The 13307-nt window shown below is 68.8% G+C and carries 10 protein-coding genes and 1 pseudogene; all 11 read right to left on the minus strand.

Annotation, left to right across the window (positions count from 1 at the left end; all coding sequences use genetic code 11):
• Window positions 1–28: 28 nt before the first annotated feature.
• Window positions 29–1105, minus strand: a complete 1077-nt coding sequence (locus tag AC1D1Y_RS08840) for a magnesium chelatase ATPase subunit I (protein ID WP_477682014.1) — start codon at window positions 1103–1105, stop codon at window positions 29–31.
• Window positions 1102–4920, minus strand: coding sequence for a cobaltochelatase subunit CobN (gene cobN, locus AC1D1Y_RS08845; RefSeq protein WP_477682015.1), 3819 nt, complete (start codon window positions 4918–4920; stop codon window positions 1102–1104). Before cobN ends, AC1D1Y_RS08840 begins: the two co-directional genes overlap by 4 nt.
• Window positions 4921–5235: 315 nt before the next feature.
• Entirely contained in the window at window positions 5236–6294 is a 1059-nt protein-coding gene (gene cobW / locus AC1D1Y_RS08850; RefSeq protein WP_477682016.1) for a cobalamin biosynthesis protein CobW, read from the minus strand.
• A 35-nt stretch (window positions 6295–6329) separates the two neighbouring features.
• Window positions 6330–7211: an ABC transporter substrate-binding protein gene (locus tag AC1D1Y_RS08855; RefSeq protein ID WP_477682017.1), complete on the minus strand. Its 882-nt coding sequence runs from the start codon at window positions 7209–7211 to the stop codon at window positions 6330–6332.
• 5 nt (window positions 7212–7216) lie between these two features.
• The gene (cobO, locus tag AC1D1Y_RS08860) at window positions 7217–7786 is read right to left on the minus strand and encodes a cob(I)yrinic acid a,c-diamide adenosyltransferase (RefSeq protein ID WP_477682119.1); all 570 of its coding nucleotides are present in this window, start codon (window positions 7784–7786) and stop codon (window positions 7217–7219) included.
• A gap of 27 nt (window positions 7787–7813) precedes the next feature.
• Window positions 7814–8599: pseudogene (locus AC1D1Y_RS08865) on the minus strand (ABC transporter ATP-binding protein); the annotation flags it as partial.
• Window positions 8596–9675: a FecCD family ABC transporter permease gene (locus AC1D1Y_RS08870; protein ID WP_477682018.1), complete on the minus strand. Its 1080-nt coding sequence runs from the start codon at window positions 9673–9675 to the stop codon at window positions 8596–8598. The pseudogene AC1D1Y_RS08865 and the gene AC1D1Y_RS08870, both read right to left, overlap by 4 nt.
• On the minus strand, window positions 9672–10544 hold the full coding sequence (locus AC1D1Y_RS08875; RefSeq protein ID WP_477682019.1) for an ABC transporter substrate-binding protein: 873 nt from the start codon (window positions 10542–10544) through the stop codon (window positions 9672–9674). The genes AC1D1Y_RS08870 and AC1D1Y_RS08875 overlap by 4 nt, the downstream gene beginning before the upstream one ends.
• Window positions 10541–11125, minus strand: a complete 585-nt coding sequence (cobU, locus tag AC1D1Y_RS08880) for a bifunctional adenosylcobinamide kinase/adenosylcobinamide-phosphate guanylyltransferase (RefSeq protein WP_477682020.1) — start codon at window positions 11123–11125, stop codon at window positions 10541–10543. The genes AC1D1Y_RS08875 and cobU overlap by 4 nt, the downstream gene beginning before the upstream one ends.
• Entirely contained in the window at window positions 11122–11970 is an 849-nt protein-coding gene (locus AC1D1Y_RS08885) for an ABC transporter substrate-binding protein (protein WP_477682021.1), read from the minus strand. The genes cobU and AC1D1Y_RS08885 overlap by 4 nt, the downstream gene beginning before the upstream one ends.
• Entirely contained in the window at window positions 11967–13307 is a 1341-nt protein-coding gene (locus tag AC1D1Y_RS08890) for a cobyrinate a,c-diamide synthase (protein ID WP_477682022.1), read from the minus strand. Before AC1D1Y_RS08890 ends, AC1D1Y_RS08885 begins: the two co-directional genes overlap by 4 nt.

A 13307-nucleotide genomic window follows, 5' to 3' on the forward strand; every position in this document is an offset into this window, starting at 1 on the left:
CCGTTGCGCGGGCGGCGGCTGGGGTGGCCTAGGCTTTTTTTGGCGGCCACCCCGCGATGCGCTGGACCTTGGCCATGCCTTCGGGCTGGGCCGGCAGCGCGCCCCAGTCACCCTGCGGCGTGGGTTCGATGGACGATGGCTCCTGCGCGCGCTCCGGCTTGTGGGGGGGTTGTTGCTGCGCCCCGCTATGGGCGGGTGGCTGCGCGGCACTGCCTTCGGGACGGCGATGCGCGAGTGCCAGCTCGGCCACGGCATCCACGTCGTCCACTGTCACTTCGCCGCGTCCTTCCAGCGCCGCCAGCGCGCGTGCGGCGCGCAGCATCACCAGGTCGGCGCGCATGCCGTCCACACCGGCCGCGATCGCGCAGGCTGCCGCATGGTTCAGCACGGCGTCCGACCAGGTGAGGCGCGGCAGCGCGGAGCGGGCCGCCACCAGCGCGGCGCTGAGCCTGCGCTGTTCTTCCGCATGTTGCTCGCCGAGTGCGGCCGGGTTTTCATCAAAGCCCAGGCGGGCGCGCAGGATGGCGGTGCGCTGCTGCGCATCCACCGGATTGGCCAGCGCCACCGACAGGCCGAAGCGGTCCAGCAGTTGCGGGCGCAGCTCGCCTTCCTCCGGGTTCATGGTGCCCACCAGCACAAAGCGCGCGGCATGCTGGCGCGAAATGCCGTCGCGCTCCACGGTGTTCACGCCGCTGGCGGCCGCGTCGAGCAAGGCGTCCACCAGCGCGTCGGGCAGCAGGTTCACCTCGTCCACATACAGCACGCCCTTGTGGGCCCGCGCCAGCAGCCCGGGCGCCAGGCGCACCTTGCCGTCGCGCAGCACGTCCTCCACATTCAGGGTGCCCACCAGCTGCTCCAGGCTGGCGGCCAGCGGCAAGGTGACAAAGGACGCGTCAGGCAGCAGTGCGGCCAGCGCGCGCGCTGCCGTGGACTTGGCCGTGCCGCGCGGGCCGCTGATCAGCACACCGCCTATGCCGGGGTCTATGGCCGCCAGCTGCAGCGCACGCTGCAACTGCGGCTGGCCGACCAGCGCGGTGAAGGGAAAGGCCGCGCGCGCGGCGGGCTCAATGGCTTCAGCGGAAATGTCCAGTTCAGGGGTGTTCATGCCAGGGGTCCTTCTCCGTGTTCTTCAAGCCGGCGCTCCAGCGCCAGCAAATGCTCTTCAATGCGCTCGCGGTGCTCGCCCGGCGCCTCCCAGAGGCCACGCCGCATGGCTTCGAGCAGGCGCTCGCCGATGCTGCGCAGGGCGCCGGGGTTGTGCCGCTGCAAAAACGCGCGGCTGGTGTCGTCGTGCAGATAGGCCTCGGCCACCAGCGCGTACTGGTGGTCGCCCACCACGCCGGTGGTGGCGTCAAACGCGAACAGGTAGTCGACCGTCGCCGCCATCTCGAACGCGCCCTTGTAGCCGTGGCGGCGCACGCCTTCCAGCCACTTGGGATTGACGGCGCGCGAACGCACGACACGCGCCACTTCCTCACCCAGCGTGCGTATGCGCGGCGCACCGGGCACGCTGAAGTCGCCGTGGTAGAGGGCGGCCGGCGCGCCGGCCAGCTGTTCCACCGCCACCGCCATGCCGCCCTGGAACTGGTAATAGTCGTCCGAATCGAGCACGTCGTGTTCGCGGTTGTCCTGGTTGTGCAGCACGGCATCCAGGCCGGCCAGGCGCTGCTCGAAACTGCCGCGCGCGGCCGCCCCATGCTCGCCCTGGCCGTAGGCAAAGGCGCCGGCGCGCAGATAGGCCTGGGCCAGGTCGGCACCGTCGTTCCAGCGGCCGCTGGCCATGAGTTCCTGCAGCCCGGCGCCGTAGCCGCCGGGGCGCGGGCCGAACACGCGCCAGCTGGCCTCGCGCTCGGCAGCCTCGGCGCTGAGGCCCCGGGCTTCTGCTTCAGCCGCTTCGCGCCGCACACGGGCGCGGATGGGGTTCACCTCGTCGGGTTCGTCCTCTTCGCTGATCGCGGCCACGGCGCGCACCGCGGTGTCGAACAGGTCGATCACATTCGGAAAGGCGTCGCGGAAAAATCCCGACACGCGCAGGGTCACGTCCACGCGCGGCCGGTTCTTGATGGCCATGGGCAGCACTTCGATGTCCACCACGCGGCTGCTGCCGTCGGCCCATTTGGGCCGCACGCCCAGCAGCGCAAAGGCCTGGGCGATGTCCTCGCCGCCGGTGCGCATGGTGCTGGTGCCCCAGACCGACAGGCCCAGGCAGCGCAGCATCTCGCCGTGGTCCTGCAGGTGGCGCTCGACCACACGTTCGGCGGCGGCGGCGCCCATGGCATAGGCGGTCTGTGTGGGCACGGCGCGCGTGTCCACCGAATAGAAATTGCGCCCCGTGGGCAGCACGTCGGGCCGGCCGCGCGAGGGCGCGCCACTGGGGCCGGCGGGTACAAAGCAGCCGGCCAGGCCGCGCAGGCACTGGGCGATTTCCTGCGGGCCGCAGGCGTCCAGGCGCGGGCGCAGCACCTGGCGCATGCGTTGCAGCACCGGGGCGGTGTGGGGCCAATCCGCAGCATCGAATGCTTCATCGGCCACTACGTGGTCAGCGACGAGTTGCCGGGCCAGCAGTTCCAGCCGCTCGCGTGTGTGGCCTGCATGGCGCCAGGCTTCAGTGCTCAACTGCTGCAACACCGCGGGATAGGGGCCGTTCCAGGGAGCCGCCCACTCGGGGCTGAGCGCATTGAAACCGTCTACGCCGTCCAGCTTCAAATCCTGCGCCAATGCCGCCAGCAGGCTGCGCTGCCCTGCTGCTGAACCGCCGGGGAAACGCGCCAGCGCCACCAGCGTGTCAACCTGCTGGCGGCCTTGCGGCGAGCTGCCCAGGATGTGCAGGCCGTCGCGAATCTGCGATTCCTTGATCTCGCAGAGGTAGGCGTCGAGCCGCTGCAGCAGTGCCTGCCGCGCGGCTTCGTCCACGGGTTTGGTAAAGCCCAGTTCCGCATGCAAGCCTTCACTGAGCACGCGCTCCAGGATGTCCACGCGCAGGCGCTGCGCGCGCCGGGGATCCAGCGACAGGGCCTCGTAGTACTCGTCCATCTGCCGCTCCAGCTTCTGCAGCGGGCCGTAAGTTTCGGCACGGGTCAGGGCCGGCATCAGGTGGTCGATGATGACCGCCTGGGTGCGGCGCTTGGCCTGACTGCCCTCGCCGGGGTCGTTGACGATAAAGGGATACAGATGCGGCAAGGGGCCGAGGATGGCGTCGGGCCAGCAGGCCGCGCCCAGCGCCACGCTTTTGCCGGGCAACCATTCGAGGTTGCCGTGTTTGCCCACATGCACCACCGCGTCCACCGCAAAGCTGCGGCGCAGCCAGAAATAAAACGCCAGGTAGTTGTGCGTGGGCACCAGGTCGGCGTCGTGATAGGTGGCGACCAGGTCCAGGTCGCGCCCGCGCGCAGGCTGTATGCCGACAAACACCTGGCCCAGGCGCAGGCCGGAGACCATGAAGCGGCCGCCGCGCACCATGGGGTCTTGTTCCGGTGGGCCCCACAGGGCGTTCACGGCATCGCGGCCGGCGGCGTCCAGGCGGTTGAAGTCCTCCAGGTAGTGGTCCATGGCCAGGCTCTGGCCGGCGGGGCGCATGTCGTTGGCATCCAGGTTGTTGGTCACACCCGCCACCAGCGCGGCAATCAGTGCGTCACCGCCCTCGGGCAGATCGCCCGTGGCGTAGCCCGCATCCTGCATGGCGCGCAGCAAGGCCACGGTGGAAGCCGGCGTATCCAGGCCCACGCCGTTGGCCAGGCGGGCATCGTCATTGGGGTAGTTGGCCAGGACCAGTGCGATGCGCTTGTCCGCATTCGGCTTATCCCGCAGCACGCACCAGCGGCGCGCCAGCTCGGCGACAAAGGCCATGCGTTCGGGTTCAGCCTGGTAGCGCACCACGTCGACCTCGGTGCGTTCATCGCGCCAGGCCAGGCCCTTGAAGCTGATGGCGCGGGTTCCGATGCGGCCGTCCACCTCGGGCAGCACCACCTGCATCGCGAGGTCGCGCGGCGCCAGGCCGTGCGGGTCGTCCTGCCACTGCTCTTGCGAGCAGCCGGCGGTGATCAGCTGCAGCACCGGCGCATCGCCGGCCAGCGGCTCCATCAGCGCACCGTCCACGCTGTCCGCATCGTCGCCATCGAGCGCGGTGATGGCGAAGCTGGTGGCATTCAACACCACACCCACCTGGTGCTCGGCGGCCAGCGACCGCAGCAGCGCCAGGCTGGCGGGAGTTTTCAGCGAATCCACCGCCACGGCCACGGTGTTGAGGCCCGCACCGTGAAGCGCCGCCAGCATGGCGTCAAACACTGCGGTATTGCCGGCCTGCACATGGGCGCGGTAAAACACCAGCAGCGCGGCGGGGGCACCGTCTTGCCATGGAGGGGTCTCCAACGGCCGGTAAACCATGGCGGGCGGCAGCGCTTCAGGCGGCGCAGGGCGCGGGCCCCGGCCAAAGGCAGAGTGGCCTATCAATTCAAAAAAGGTACGCGCATTGTCGCGGCCGCCTTCGCGCAGGCAGCGCCAAAGCTGCCGGCAATCCTCGTGCGGCGCGGTGCTGCGCATCAGCAGCTGCAGGTCCTCAGCGGCATCGCCCGAAAACAGCGCCAGCCACTGACCGCGTTCGCGGGCCAGCTCACGAACCCGCTCCACCACATAAGCCCAGTCGCTGGCTGCCCCAAGATGGTCGATCACCACCACGCGCGCATGCTGCAATACTTCGTCCACATACATGTCGGCAGATGCCGGCTGGCGCAGCCACATCAGGTTCGCCAGGCGCACTGTGGGGAAACCATCGGGCAACTGCTGCGCGGCATCGGCCAGCAAAGCCAGCGTGGTATCGGCCGCGCTGAGCACCACGATGTCGCCCGGTGTTTGTTCCACGCGCACCACGCCCTGGCCACCGTCTTCAACGTGGCCGCCTGGGCGTGTAGAGAGCAAATGCATTTTTTACTTCAATGTTCAAACAGTCTGGGCATGCCGAAGAGGGCGGGATGGGCGGCTACGCGAATGTCCCCCGCAGCGGCCTAAGGCCGACTGCTCCTCCTTTATTTCGCTACGCCACCCACCCCACCCTCTTCGGCAATCAGCGTTGGGCTTGTGCAGCGGCTGAACAAGCCAAACCACACCTGGCGCAGGCCGACGGGGCATTCTGCGCAGCGGCATAAAGGAGGAGCCCGCAGGGCGGAGGACAGCCGCGGAGCAGAGTGCCCCGTCGGCCTGCGCCCCCCACGAACATAAAACTTCAGCGTGCATTTGGATTCAGACCGTGGCTTTACCCAAGGCAGCCTGCAACTCAGCTTGTAAAACTGCGGCATTGAGCTCAGACCCAATCAGCACCAGGCGCGACTGCCGCACCTCATCCGCTCGCCAGGGACGGTCAAAGTAGCTGTCAAAGCGCGTGCCCACACCCTGCACCACCAGGCGCATGGCCGAACCGGGCAAGGCCACGAAGCCTTTGGCGCGGTAGATTTCATGGCGCTCGACGAGGCTGCGCAAGGCGGCCAGCAGCGCATCGCGGCCGGGCACATCGAGTGCCACCTGCACCGAGTCAAAGGCGTCGTGGTCGTGGTCTTCCTCTTCGTCGTGGTGGGTCTTGCGCTGGTCGATGACGTCTTCGACCGCGCGCTCCAGGCCCAGCAACACGCCGATGTCGATACGGCCGTGCTGCGCATGCACCAGCTTGACACCGGGCGCGGTCTCGGCGCGTATGGCGACTTCCACGCCGACCAGCTGGTCGGCGGTCAAGCCGTCGGTCTTGTGCACCACCACCAGGTCGGCCGTGGCGAGCTGGTCTTCAAACAGCTCGTGCAGCGGCGATTCATGGTCGAGGTTGTCGTCGGCGCGGCGCTGGGCATCCACGGCCACCGGGTCGTCAGCAAAGTCGCCTGCGGCGACGGCGGGTGCGTCCACCACCGTCACCACTGCATCCACCGTGAAGGTGTTGCGCAGCGCGGGCCACTGGAAGGCCTGCACCAGCGGCTTGGGCAGGGCCAGGCCGGAGGTCTCGATGATCAGGTGGTCGATCTGGTCGCGGCGCGCGGCCAGCTTTTCCATCACGGGCGCGAACTCTTCCTGCACGGTGCAGCACAGGCAGCCGTTGGCGAGTTCATAGAGTTGCCCGTTTTCTTCGCCGTTCTCGTCGCAGCCTATGCCGCAGCCGCGAAGCAGTTCACCGTCGATGCCGAGCTCGCCGAATTCGTTGACGATGACCGCGATGCGGCGGCCCTGCGCGTTGGCCAGCAGATGCCGCAGCAGCGTGGTCTTGCCGCTGCCCAGGAAGCCGGTGACGATGGTGGCGGGGATTTTTCGGGTTTGCATGGTGTTTGTCTTGGTTGAAAATTTAACGGGGCGAATTAACGGGGCGAGTTAACGGGCGGCAGCGCGCTCAGGCATTCCACCAGCATCTGTGCGGCCTCGCCCAGGCGCGGGCCGGGGCGCGACAGCAGGTCCATGCGCTCGGTGTCCAGCAGGCACAGCTGCCGCTGGCGCACCGCGGGCAGCGCACTCCAGCCGGGCCGCTCCGCGACATTGGCCAACGTGGCGCGCGGGCCGATGATGATGTCGGGCGGGCGGCGCAGCAGCAGCTCGGGGTTGATCCTGGGGAACAGGCCTAGCTCGCCGCCCACGACGTTGACCAGGCCCAGCCTGGCCACCGTCTCGCCGATAAAGCTTTTTTCACTGGCCGCGGAGGACCCCGCCCCGACTTCCACATAGACCGTGCGCCCGCGCAGGGCGGCGGGCATGCGGCCAGCCGCGGCGTCGAGTTCGGCCTCCATACGGGCCACCAGCTCCGCGGCACGCGCCGGCTCGCCCAGCATGTCGCCGAGCTTCAGCAGCATGCGTTTCAGGTCGGCATGGGTGCGGGCATCAAAAGTCATCACCGGCACGCCCAGGGCCTGCAGGCGTTCGCCGGCGCGGCTGCGCGGGCCCAGCAACACCATATTGGGGCGCAGGGTCACGATGCGTTCGATCTGCGCGTCTTCCAGGCCGCCGACCTTGGGCAGCGCCAGCACCGAACCGGGCCAGGTGGAATGGCGGTCGGTACCCACCAGCTGCGCGCAACGGCCCAGCGCGCACACGGCTTCGGTCAGCGAGGGAGCAAGCGTGACGATGCGTGAGACAGGCTGAGTGCCCTGCGCCATAGCGAAGCCGGAGAGCAGCCCGAGAACTGCCAGCGATGACGCCACGGGCAGCATGCGCAGTGCAGAACGGGAAGCGACAAGCGTGGAGCCCATCTTGTTTAGTCTTCAATACCGCGTTGGGCGGGTACGCCAGCCTTGAAGTGGTGCTTGATCAAGGTCATTTCGGTGACGGTGTCGGCCAGTTCCACCAGCTCAGCCGGCGCATTGCGGCCGGTCAGCACCACGTGCACATGCGGTGGACGTTCGCGCATGCAGGTCAGCACGGTTTCCAGGGGGATCCAGCCATAGCGCAGCGGGTACATGATTTCGTCCAGCACCACCATGAAGTGCTCGCCGGCGCGTATGGTGGCTTCGGCCCTGGCCCAGCCGTCGAGCGCGAGCTGGGCCGAGTGCTCCAGGTCGCGGCTCTTCCAGCTGAAGCCGTCGCCCAGGCCTTCGATGGGAACGCCGAGCTGCTCGAACAACCGGTGCTCGCCGAAACGCGCGCTGGGCACTTTCATGAACTGGTAGACCTTGACGGCCTTGCCGCGGCCGTGGGCGCGCAGGGCCAGGCCGAAGGCCGCCGTGCTTTTGCCCTTGCCGTGGCCGGTGTTGATCAAGATGAGGCCGCGGCGCTCGCCGGTGGGTCTTTCGTAAGGCGTGGCGGAAGGTGGGGTTTCAATCTGCATGGGGGCCTTCTTTCCAGGATGGTTGACTTTGGGCAGCGCGATCCACTGCCCCTGCAAGGGATGGACGGCGATGCGCCCGTCGAATACGTCTTCCAGCGCGCGGTGCGTGGCCAAGTCGGCGCAGGGGCCCTGGTGGGTGACGCGGCCTTCGGCCATCACCACCAGGCTGTCGGCCTGCAGCGCCATGGTGATCTCGTGCAGCACGCTGACCACGGTTTTGCCTTCGGCCACCAGGGCGCGCACCACGTCCAGCCAGTCGGCCTGGTGCGGCGGGTCCAGGTTGGCCAGCGGTTCGTCCATCAGCAGCACCTGGGCCTGCACCGCCAGGGCACGGGCCAGCAGCACGCGCTGGCGCTCGCCGCCTGACAGTTGCCCCAGGGCGCGCTCGCGCCAGTCCCAGGCGCGGGTGGCGCGCAAGGCCTGTTCGACGGCCGCGCGGTCGGCGGCGCTGGGGGGCGCCAGCCAGGCCTGGTGTGGCAGGCGGCCCAGCATGGCCACGTCCCACACGGTCAGGTCGTCGGCCGAGGTTTCGTTCTGTCCCAGCCAGGCCAGCTGGCGGGCGCGCTCGCGATGCGGCAGATGGTGCAGCGGCTGGCCCAGCAGGCTGACCTCGCCGCCGTGCGGCAGCACGCCGGCCAGGGCCCTGAGCAAGGTGGACTTGCCCGCGCCGTTGGGGCCCACGATGCTGGTCCAGCGCGCGGCGGCGATGTCCAGGTGGATGCCGTGCAACACCTGCTGCCTTTGCACGCCATGGCCGAGGCTGGCCGCGATGCCCTGCGCGCGAAGGGCGACGGGATTCGTCACGGTGTTCATGCCGCGCGCCCTCCGCCCAGGCTGCTGCTGCGGTGCATCAGCCACAGCAGGTAGCCGCCGCCCAGCACCGCGGTGAGCATGCCCACGGGCAGTTCCTGCGGGGCCATCAGCCCGCGCGCCAGCGTGTCGGCAGCCATCAGCAGCACCCCGCCCATCAGGCTGGAGAGCAGCATCAGGTGGGCGTGCGTGGTCTTCACCACCGAGCGCACCAAGTGCGGCGCGGCCAGGCCCACAAAGGCGATCAAGCCGGTCTGCGCCACCGCGGTGCCGGTGGCCAGCGCCAGCACCGCCACCAGCGCCGCGCGCATGGGCGCCACCGGCAGGCCCAGGCTGACGGCCGTGGCGTCGCCCAGGCTCAGGCCGTCGAGCACACGCGCCAGCAGCCAGGCCGCCAGCACGCAGGCCAACCACACGCCGGCCATCAGCACGCAGGAAGTCCAGCCGACAAAAGCCGTCGAGCCCAGCATGAAGGCCTGCATGGCCTGCAGCGATTCGGGCGAGAACAGCAGCACCAGGTGCGTCATGGCCCCCAGCACCACACCCACCACCACACCGGCCAGCAGCAGGCGCAGGGTATGCCCCACACCGCGCGAGAGCGCCAGCGTGAGCATCACCGCGAACACCGCGCCCAGGAAGGCGGCGCCGGTCAGGCCCAGGCGCACCCAGAGGCTGCTGGAAAACACGCTGACGGCCACGCCGCCGTTCATCATGTTGCCGCCCAGCATGCCGGCGCCGCCGCCCAGGGCAGCCAGCGCCAGCGCCACGCCCAGCGAGGCGCCCGAGGCGCTGCCCAGCAAGTAGGGATCGGCCAGCGGATTGCGAAACAGGCCTTGCGCCACCGCGCCGGCCAGGCCCAGCAAGGCGCCTGCCGCCCAGGCGCCCAGGGTGCGCGGCAGGCGGATCTGCCAGATGATTTGCTGCGCCATCGCGGTCTGCGGCGGGTCCTGCGTGGGATTGAGCAGCGGCCCGATTAAATTCTCGAGCCCGGCGCTGCCCACGCAGATGCCAAGCACTGCCAGGGCCAGCGCGCCCAGCACGCCAGCCCACACCAGCCACCACACACGGGCCTGCATCATGGTTTGGCTCCCGGGGCTTTGCCGGTTAAACAGCGGGCCATCAGCCGCGCGCCCTCGGCCATGCGCGGGCCGGGGCGCACCAGCACATTGGCCTCTTCGGTCGGGAAGATGCAGACGCGCTGTTCGCGCAGCGCGCGAATGTTTTGCCAGCCGGGCCGGGCCTGCAGGCCATCGGCGCTGCGCTGGCCGACCATGATGAGGTCGGGATTGGCTCGGACTATGTATTCGGGGTTGAGCTTGGGAAAAGGCCCGAGTTTGGCCGGCACGATGTTCTTGACACCCAGGCGCGCCAGCGTCTCGCCGATAAAGGACGACTCGCTCGCCGCGTAGGGGCCCTGGTTGACCTCAAAGTAGACCCGCGTGCCACGCACACCGGCCGGCAGCGATTGGGCTGCGGCCGAGACACCGGCGTCGATCGCGCGCCAGAGGCGATCGGCATCGGGCACCTCGAGCAACTGGCCCAGCTTGAGCATCACACGCTGAACGTCGGCATGGCTTCGAGGCTCCAGCGCCACCACCTTCAGGCCCAGCGCCTGCAGCCGCTCGCCCGCGCGCGACGAGGTGGCCATCAGCACCACGTCGGGTTTGAGCGCGACGATCATCTCGATATTCGGGTCCAGCCCGCCGCCGACCTGGGGCAGTTTCTGCACGCCGGCGGGGAAGTTGGAATAGCGGTCCACCCCGACCAGGCGCTGGCACCGGCCGAGCTCGCAGACGGTCTCGGTCAGCGAAGGCAGCAGGCTGACGATGCGCTGCGGCGCCTGGGCCAGCGTGACGGTCACGCCGCGGTCGTCGGTGACTTGCAGCGCGTGCGCGGGCCACGCCAACGCGAGGCATAGCAGCGGCAAAAGAAATGCAATGCGTTTCACGAAGGAGCCTTCAAGGTCAGCGGCAAACCGGCCGCCATCAGGGTGACGCGCTCGCAGGCGCCGGCCACCTGCTGGTTGAGCTGGCCCAACGCATCGACGAAGGAGCGGGTTTCGCGCCCCATGGGAATGACGCCCAGGCCGATCTCGTTGCCGACCAGCACCAGTGGGCCGGGGGCCGATTGGATGGCGTCCACCAGCAAGCCCGCCAGTTCCCACGCGATCTGGGCGGCATCCTTGAGCTCCAGGCCGGGCGCGGGCATCAACAGATTGGTAAGCCACAGCGTGAGGCAGTCGACAACGACCAGGGTATGGGCGGCGCTGTGCTGCAGGAGGGCCTGGGCCAGTTGAACCGGCTCTTCCACAGTCAACATGCCGGGCACACGTTCGGCGCGGTCCTGCTGGTGGCGGCGTATGCGTTCGCGCATTTCGTCGTCCCAGGGCCTGGCGGTAGCGACCAGCACGGCGCGGTGTTCTGGCGACTGCGCCAGCCATTGCTGCGCCAGCTGCTCGGCGCGGCGCGACTTGCCGCTTCTCTGGCCGCCGAGGATCAGCTCACTGCGGGCAAGTGTCATCGCATTCATGGTTTGAAAGCTCCCGCGAGATCAGCTTCCATCCACTGCAGGATGATCTGGTGCATTTTGGCAACGCCATCGGTCAGTGCGGCGGGGCCGGGCTGCAGGACGTCGGGGGACTTGATCTCAAACAACTGCTGGTGGCGCACGGCGTTCACCGCACTCCAGCCTTCACGCGCCACCACGTTCTCGGGCCGGAATTTCTTGCCGCACCAGGAGCCCAGAATAAGGTCCGGGTTGCGGCGGACGATTTCGGTGCCGTCGGCAATGATGCGGTTCTTGCCCAGCGACTGAGCGGCGAGTTCAGGGAAACAGTCGTCCCCGCCCGCGATACCGACCAGCTCCGACACCCAGCGGATCGCGCTGATGTGCGGGCTGTCCCACTCTTCAAAATACACCCTGGGCCGGCGCGCACCGGCCGCCACCCTGGCCGCCACGACCGCCTGCATGGCGCGCAAATCGGCCTGCATCCGCGCAATGCGACTGGCGCCCTGCTCCACCTCGTTCACCATGGCGGCCAGCTGGTAGAGCATGGAGAAAATTTCGGCCACGCTGCGCTGGTTGAAGATGGTGACCTGCACACCGCGCTTGACCAGGTCCGAGGCAATGTCGGCCTGCAGGTCGGAAAAGCCCAGCACGCAATCGGGCTGCAGTTCCATGATCTTGTCAATCTTGGCGCTCAGGAAGGCGCTGACGCGCGGCTTCTCGTCCCGCGCGCGTTTGGGCCGCACGGTGTAGCCCGAGATGCCCACGATGCGCTGCTCCTGGCCCAGCAGGTAGAGCCATTCAGTGGTCTCCTCGGTCAGGCAGACGATGCGCTGCGGGCCGGGCTGGAAATACAGCAAGTCCGTCATGCAACCGCCTCCGCAGGTGCGGTGAACAGCTCCGCCACCGCTTCGGGGCAGGAGGGAAACCAGGCATGGAAGTAACTGGCGCGCACCGCAGCATGCTGCCACACGGCCTCACCCGCATCCGGTGCGGGCGCGGTGTTGGGCCGCGAGGTGCGGGAAACGGGCTGCAAGGGCGTGGCCGTGGTCGAATAATGGAAAGTGTGGCCGCGCAAGGTGCCGCCGGCCAGCGGCAACTGCTGCGGACCCAGGCCGGCCAGCAGCTTTTGCATGCTCACTTCGCCGCGCAGCACACCCCATTGCGCATGGCGCTGGCCGTCCAGCGTGACCAGCGTGTCAAACAGCGCCATCATGCCGCCGCACTCGGCCCATACGGGTTTGCCCGCGGCGACGTGCGCGGCCAGGCTGTCCCGCAGCGCGGTGTTGGCCGCAATGGTGGGCGCGTGGAGTTCGGGATAGCCGCCGGGTATCCACAGCGCGTCGCAGGCGGGCACGGCCGCATCGGCCAGCGGCGAGAAAAACACCAGCTCGGCCCCCAGCGTGCGCAGGGTGTCGAGATTGGCGGCGTAGATAAAACAGAAAGCGGCGTCGCGCGCGATGGCGATCGTCTTGCCCTGGAGTGCAGGGACTGTGGGCGCGGAGGCTTCAGGGGCCGTAAAGTCCACAGCCCAGCGCTGCAAGTCGTCCAGGGTCATCTGGCCCAGCGGGGTGGTGGCCAACGTATCGGCCGCGGCGTCCAGCCGCTCCATTGCATCTGCCACTTCGGTCGCCACGGTCAGCCCCAGGTGGCGTTTGGGCAAGGCCATGGCGGCATTGCGCAACACCGCACCCAGCCATTGGTCGTTTGCCACGCTGGCCTGCAGCATGCCCGCATGGCGCGCGTTGGCCACGCGGTTGGCCAGCACACCGGCCCAGGGCATGCCGGTGCGGTAGTGCTGCAGGCCAAAGGCCAGCGCGCCAAAGGTCGCCACCATGCCCGACGCGTCCACCACCGCCAGCACCGGCAAGCCAAAGCGCTGCGCCAGGTCGGCCGCGCTGGGCTCGCCGTCAAACAGGCCCATCACGCCTTCCACAATGATCAGGTCCGCTTCCTGTGCCGCCGCGTGCAGGCGGGCACTGCAATCGGCCTCGCCGGTCATCCACAAGTCCATCTGGTACACCGGCGCGCCGCTGGCCAGGGCGTGCCAGCACGGGTCCAGGAAATCCGGCCCGCACTTGAAGACGCGCACGCGCCGCCCCTGGCGCGCATGCAGCCGCGCCAGCGCGCAGGCCACCGTCGTCTTGCCCTGGCCGGAGGCCGGGGCGGCGATGAGGATGGCGGGGCAGCGGACAGTGTGTTGCAT

It is taken from the genome of Polaromonas sp. P1_G1 (assembly GCF_056405595.1).

What these genes read in the sequence shown, in the direction of transcription:
- AC1D1Y_RS08885 (WP_477682021.1), bottom strand. Translation starts at nt 11,970, where the DNA reads ATGACGGACTTGCTGTATTTCCAGCCCGGCCCGCAGCGCATCGTCTGC.
- cobO (WP_477682119.1), bottom strand. Translation starts at nt 7,786, where the DNA reads ATGCAGATTGAAACCCCACCTTCCGCCACGCCTTACGAAAGACCCACC.
- cobW (WP_477682016.1), bottom strand. Translation starts at nt 6,294, where the DNA reads ATGCAAACCCGAAAAATCCCCGCCACCATCGTCACCGGCTTCCTGGGC.
- cobN (WP_477682015.1), bottom strand. Translation starts at nt 4,920, where the DNA reads ATGCATTTGCTCTCTACACGCCCAGGCGGCCACGTTGAAGACGGTGGC.
- AC1D1Y_RS08890 (WP_477682022.1), bottom strand. Translation starts at nt 13,307, where the DNA reads ATGCAACACACTGTCCGCTGCCCCGCCATCCTCATCGCCGCCCCGGCC.
- cobU (WP_477682020.1), bottom strand. Translation starts at nt 11,125, where the DNA reads ATGAATGCGATGACACTTGCCCGCAGTGAGCTGATCCTCGGCGGCCAG.
- AC1D1Y_RS08870 (WP_477682018.1), bottom strand. Translation starts at nt 9,675, where the DNA reads ATGATGCAGGCCCGTGTGTGGTGGCTGGTGTGGGCTGGCGTGCTGGGC.
- AC1D1Y_RS08840 (WP_477682014.1), bottom strand. Translation starts at nt 1,105, where the DNA reads ATGAACACCCCTGAACTGGACATTTCCGCTGAAGCCATTGAGCCCGCC.
- AC1D1Y_RS08855 (WP_477682017.1), bottom strand. Translation starts at nt 7,211, where the DNA reads ATGGGCTCCACGCTTGTCGCTTCCCGTTCTGCACTGCGCATGCTGCCC.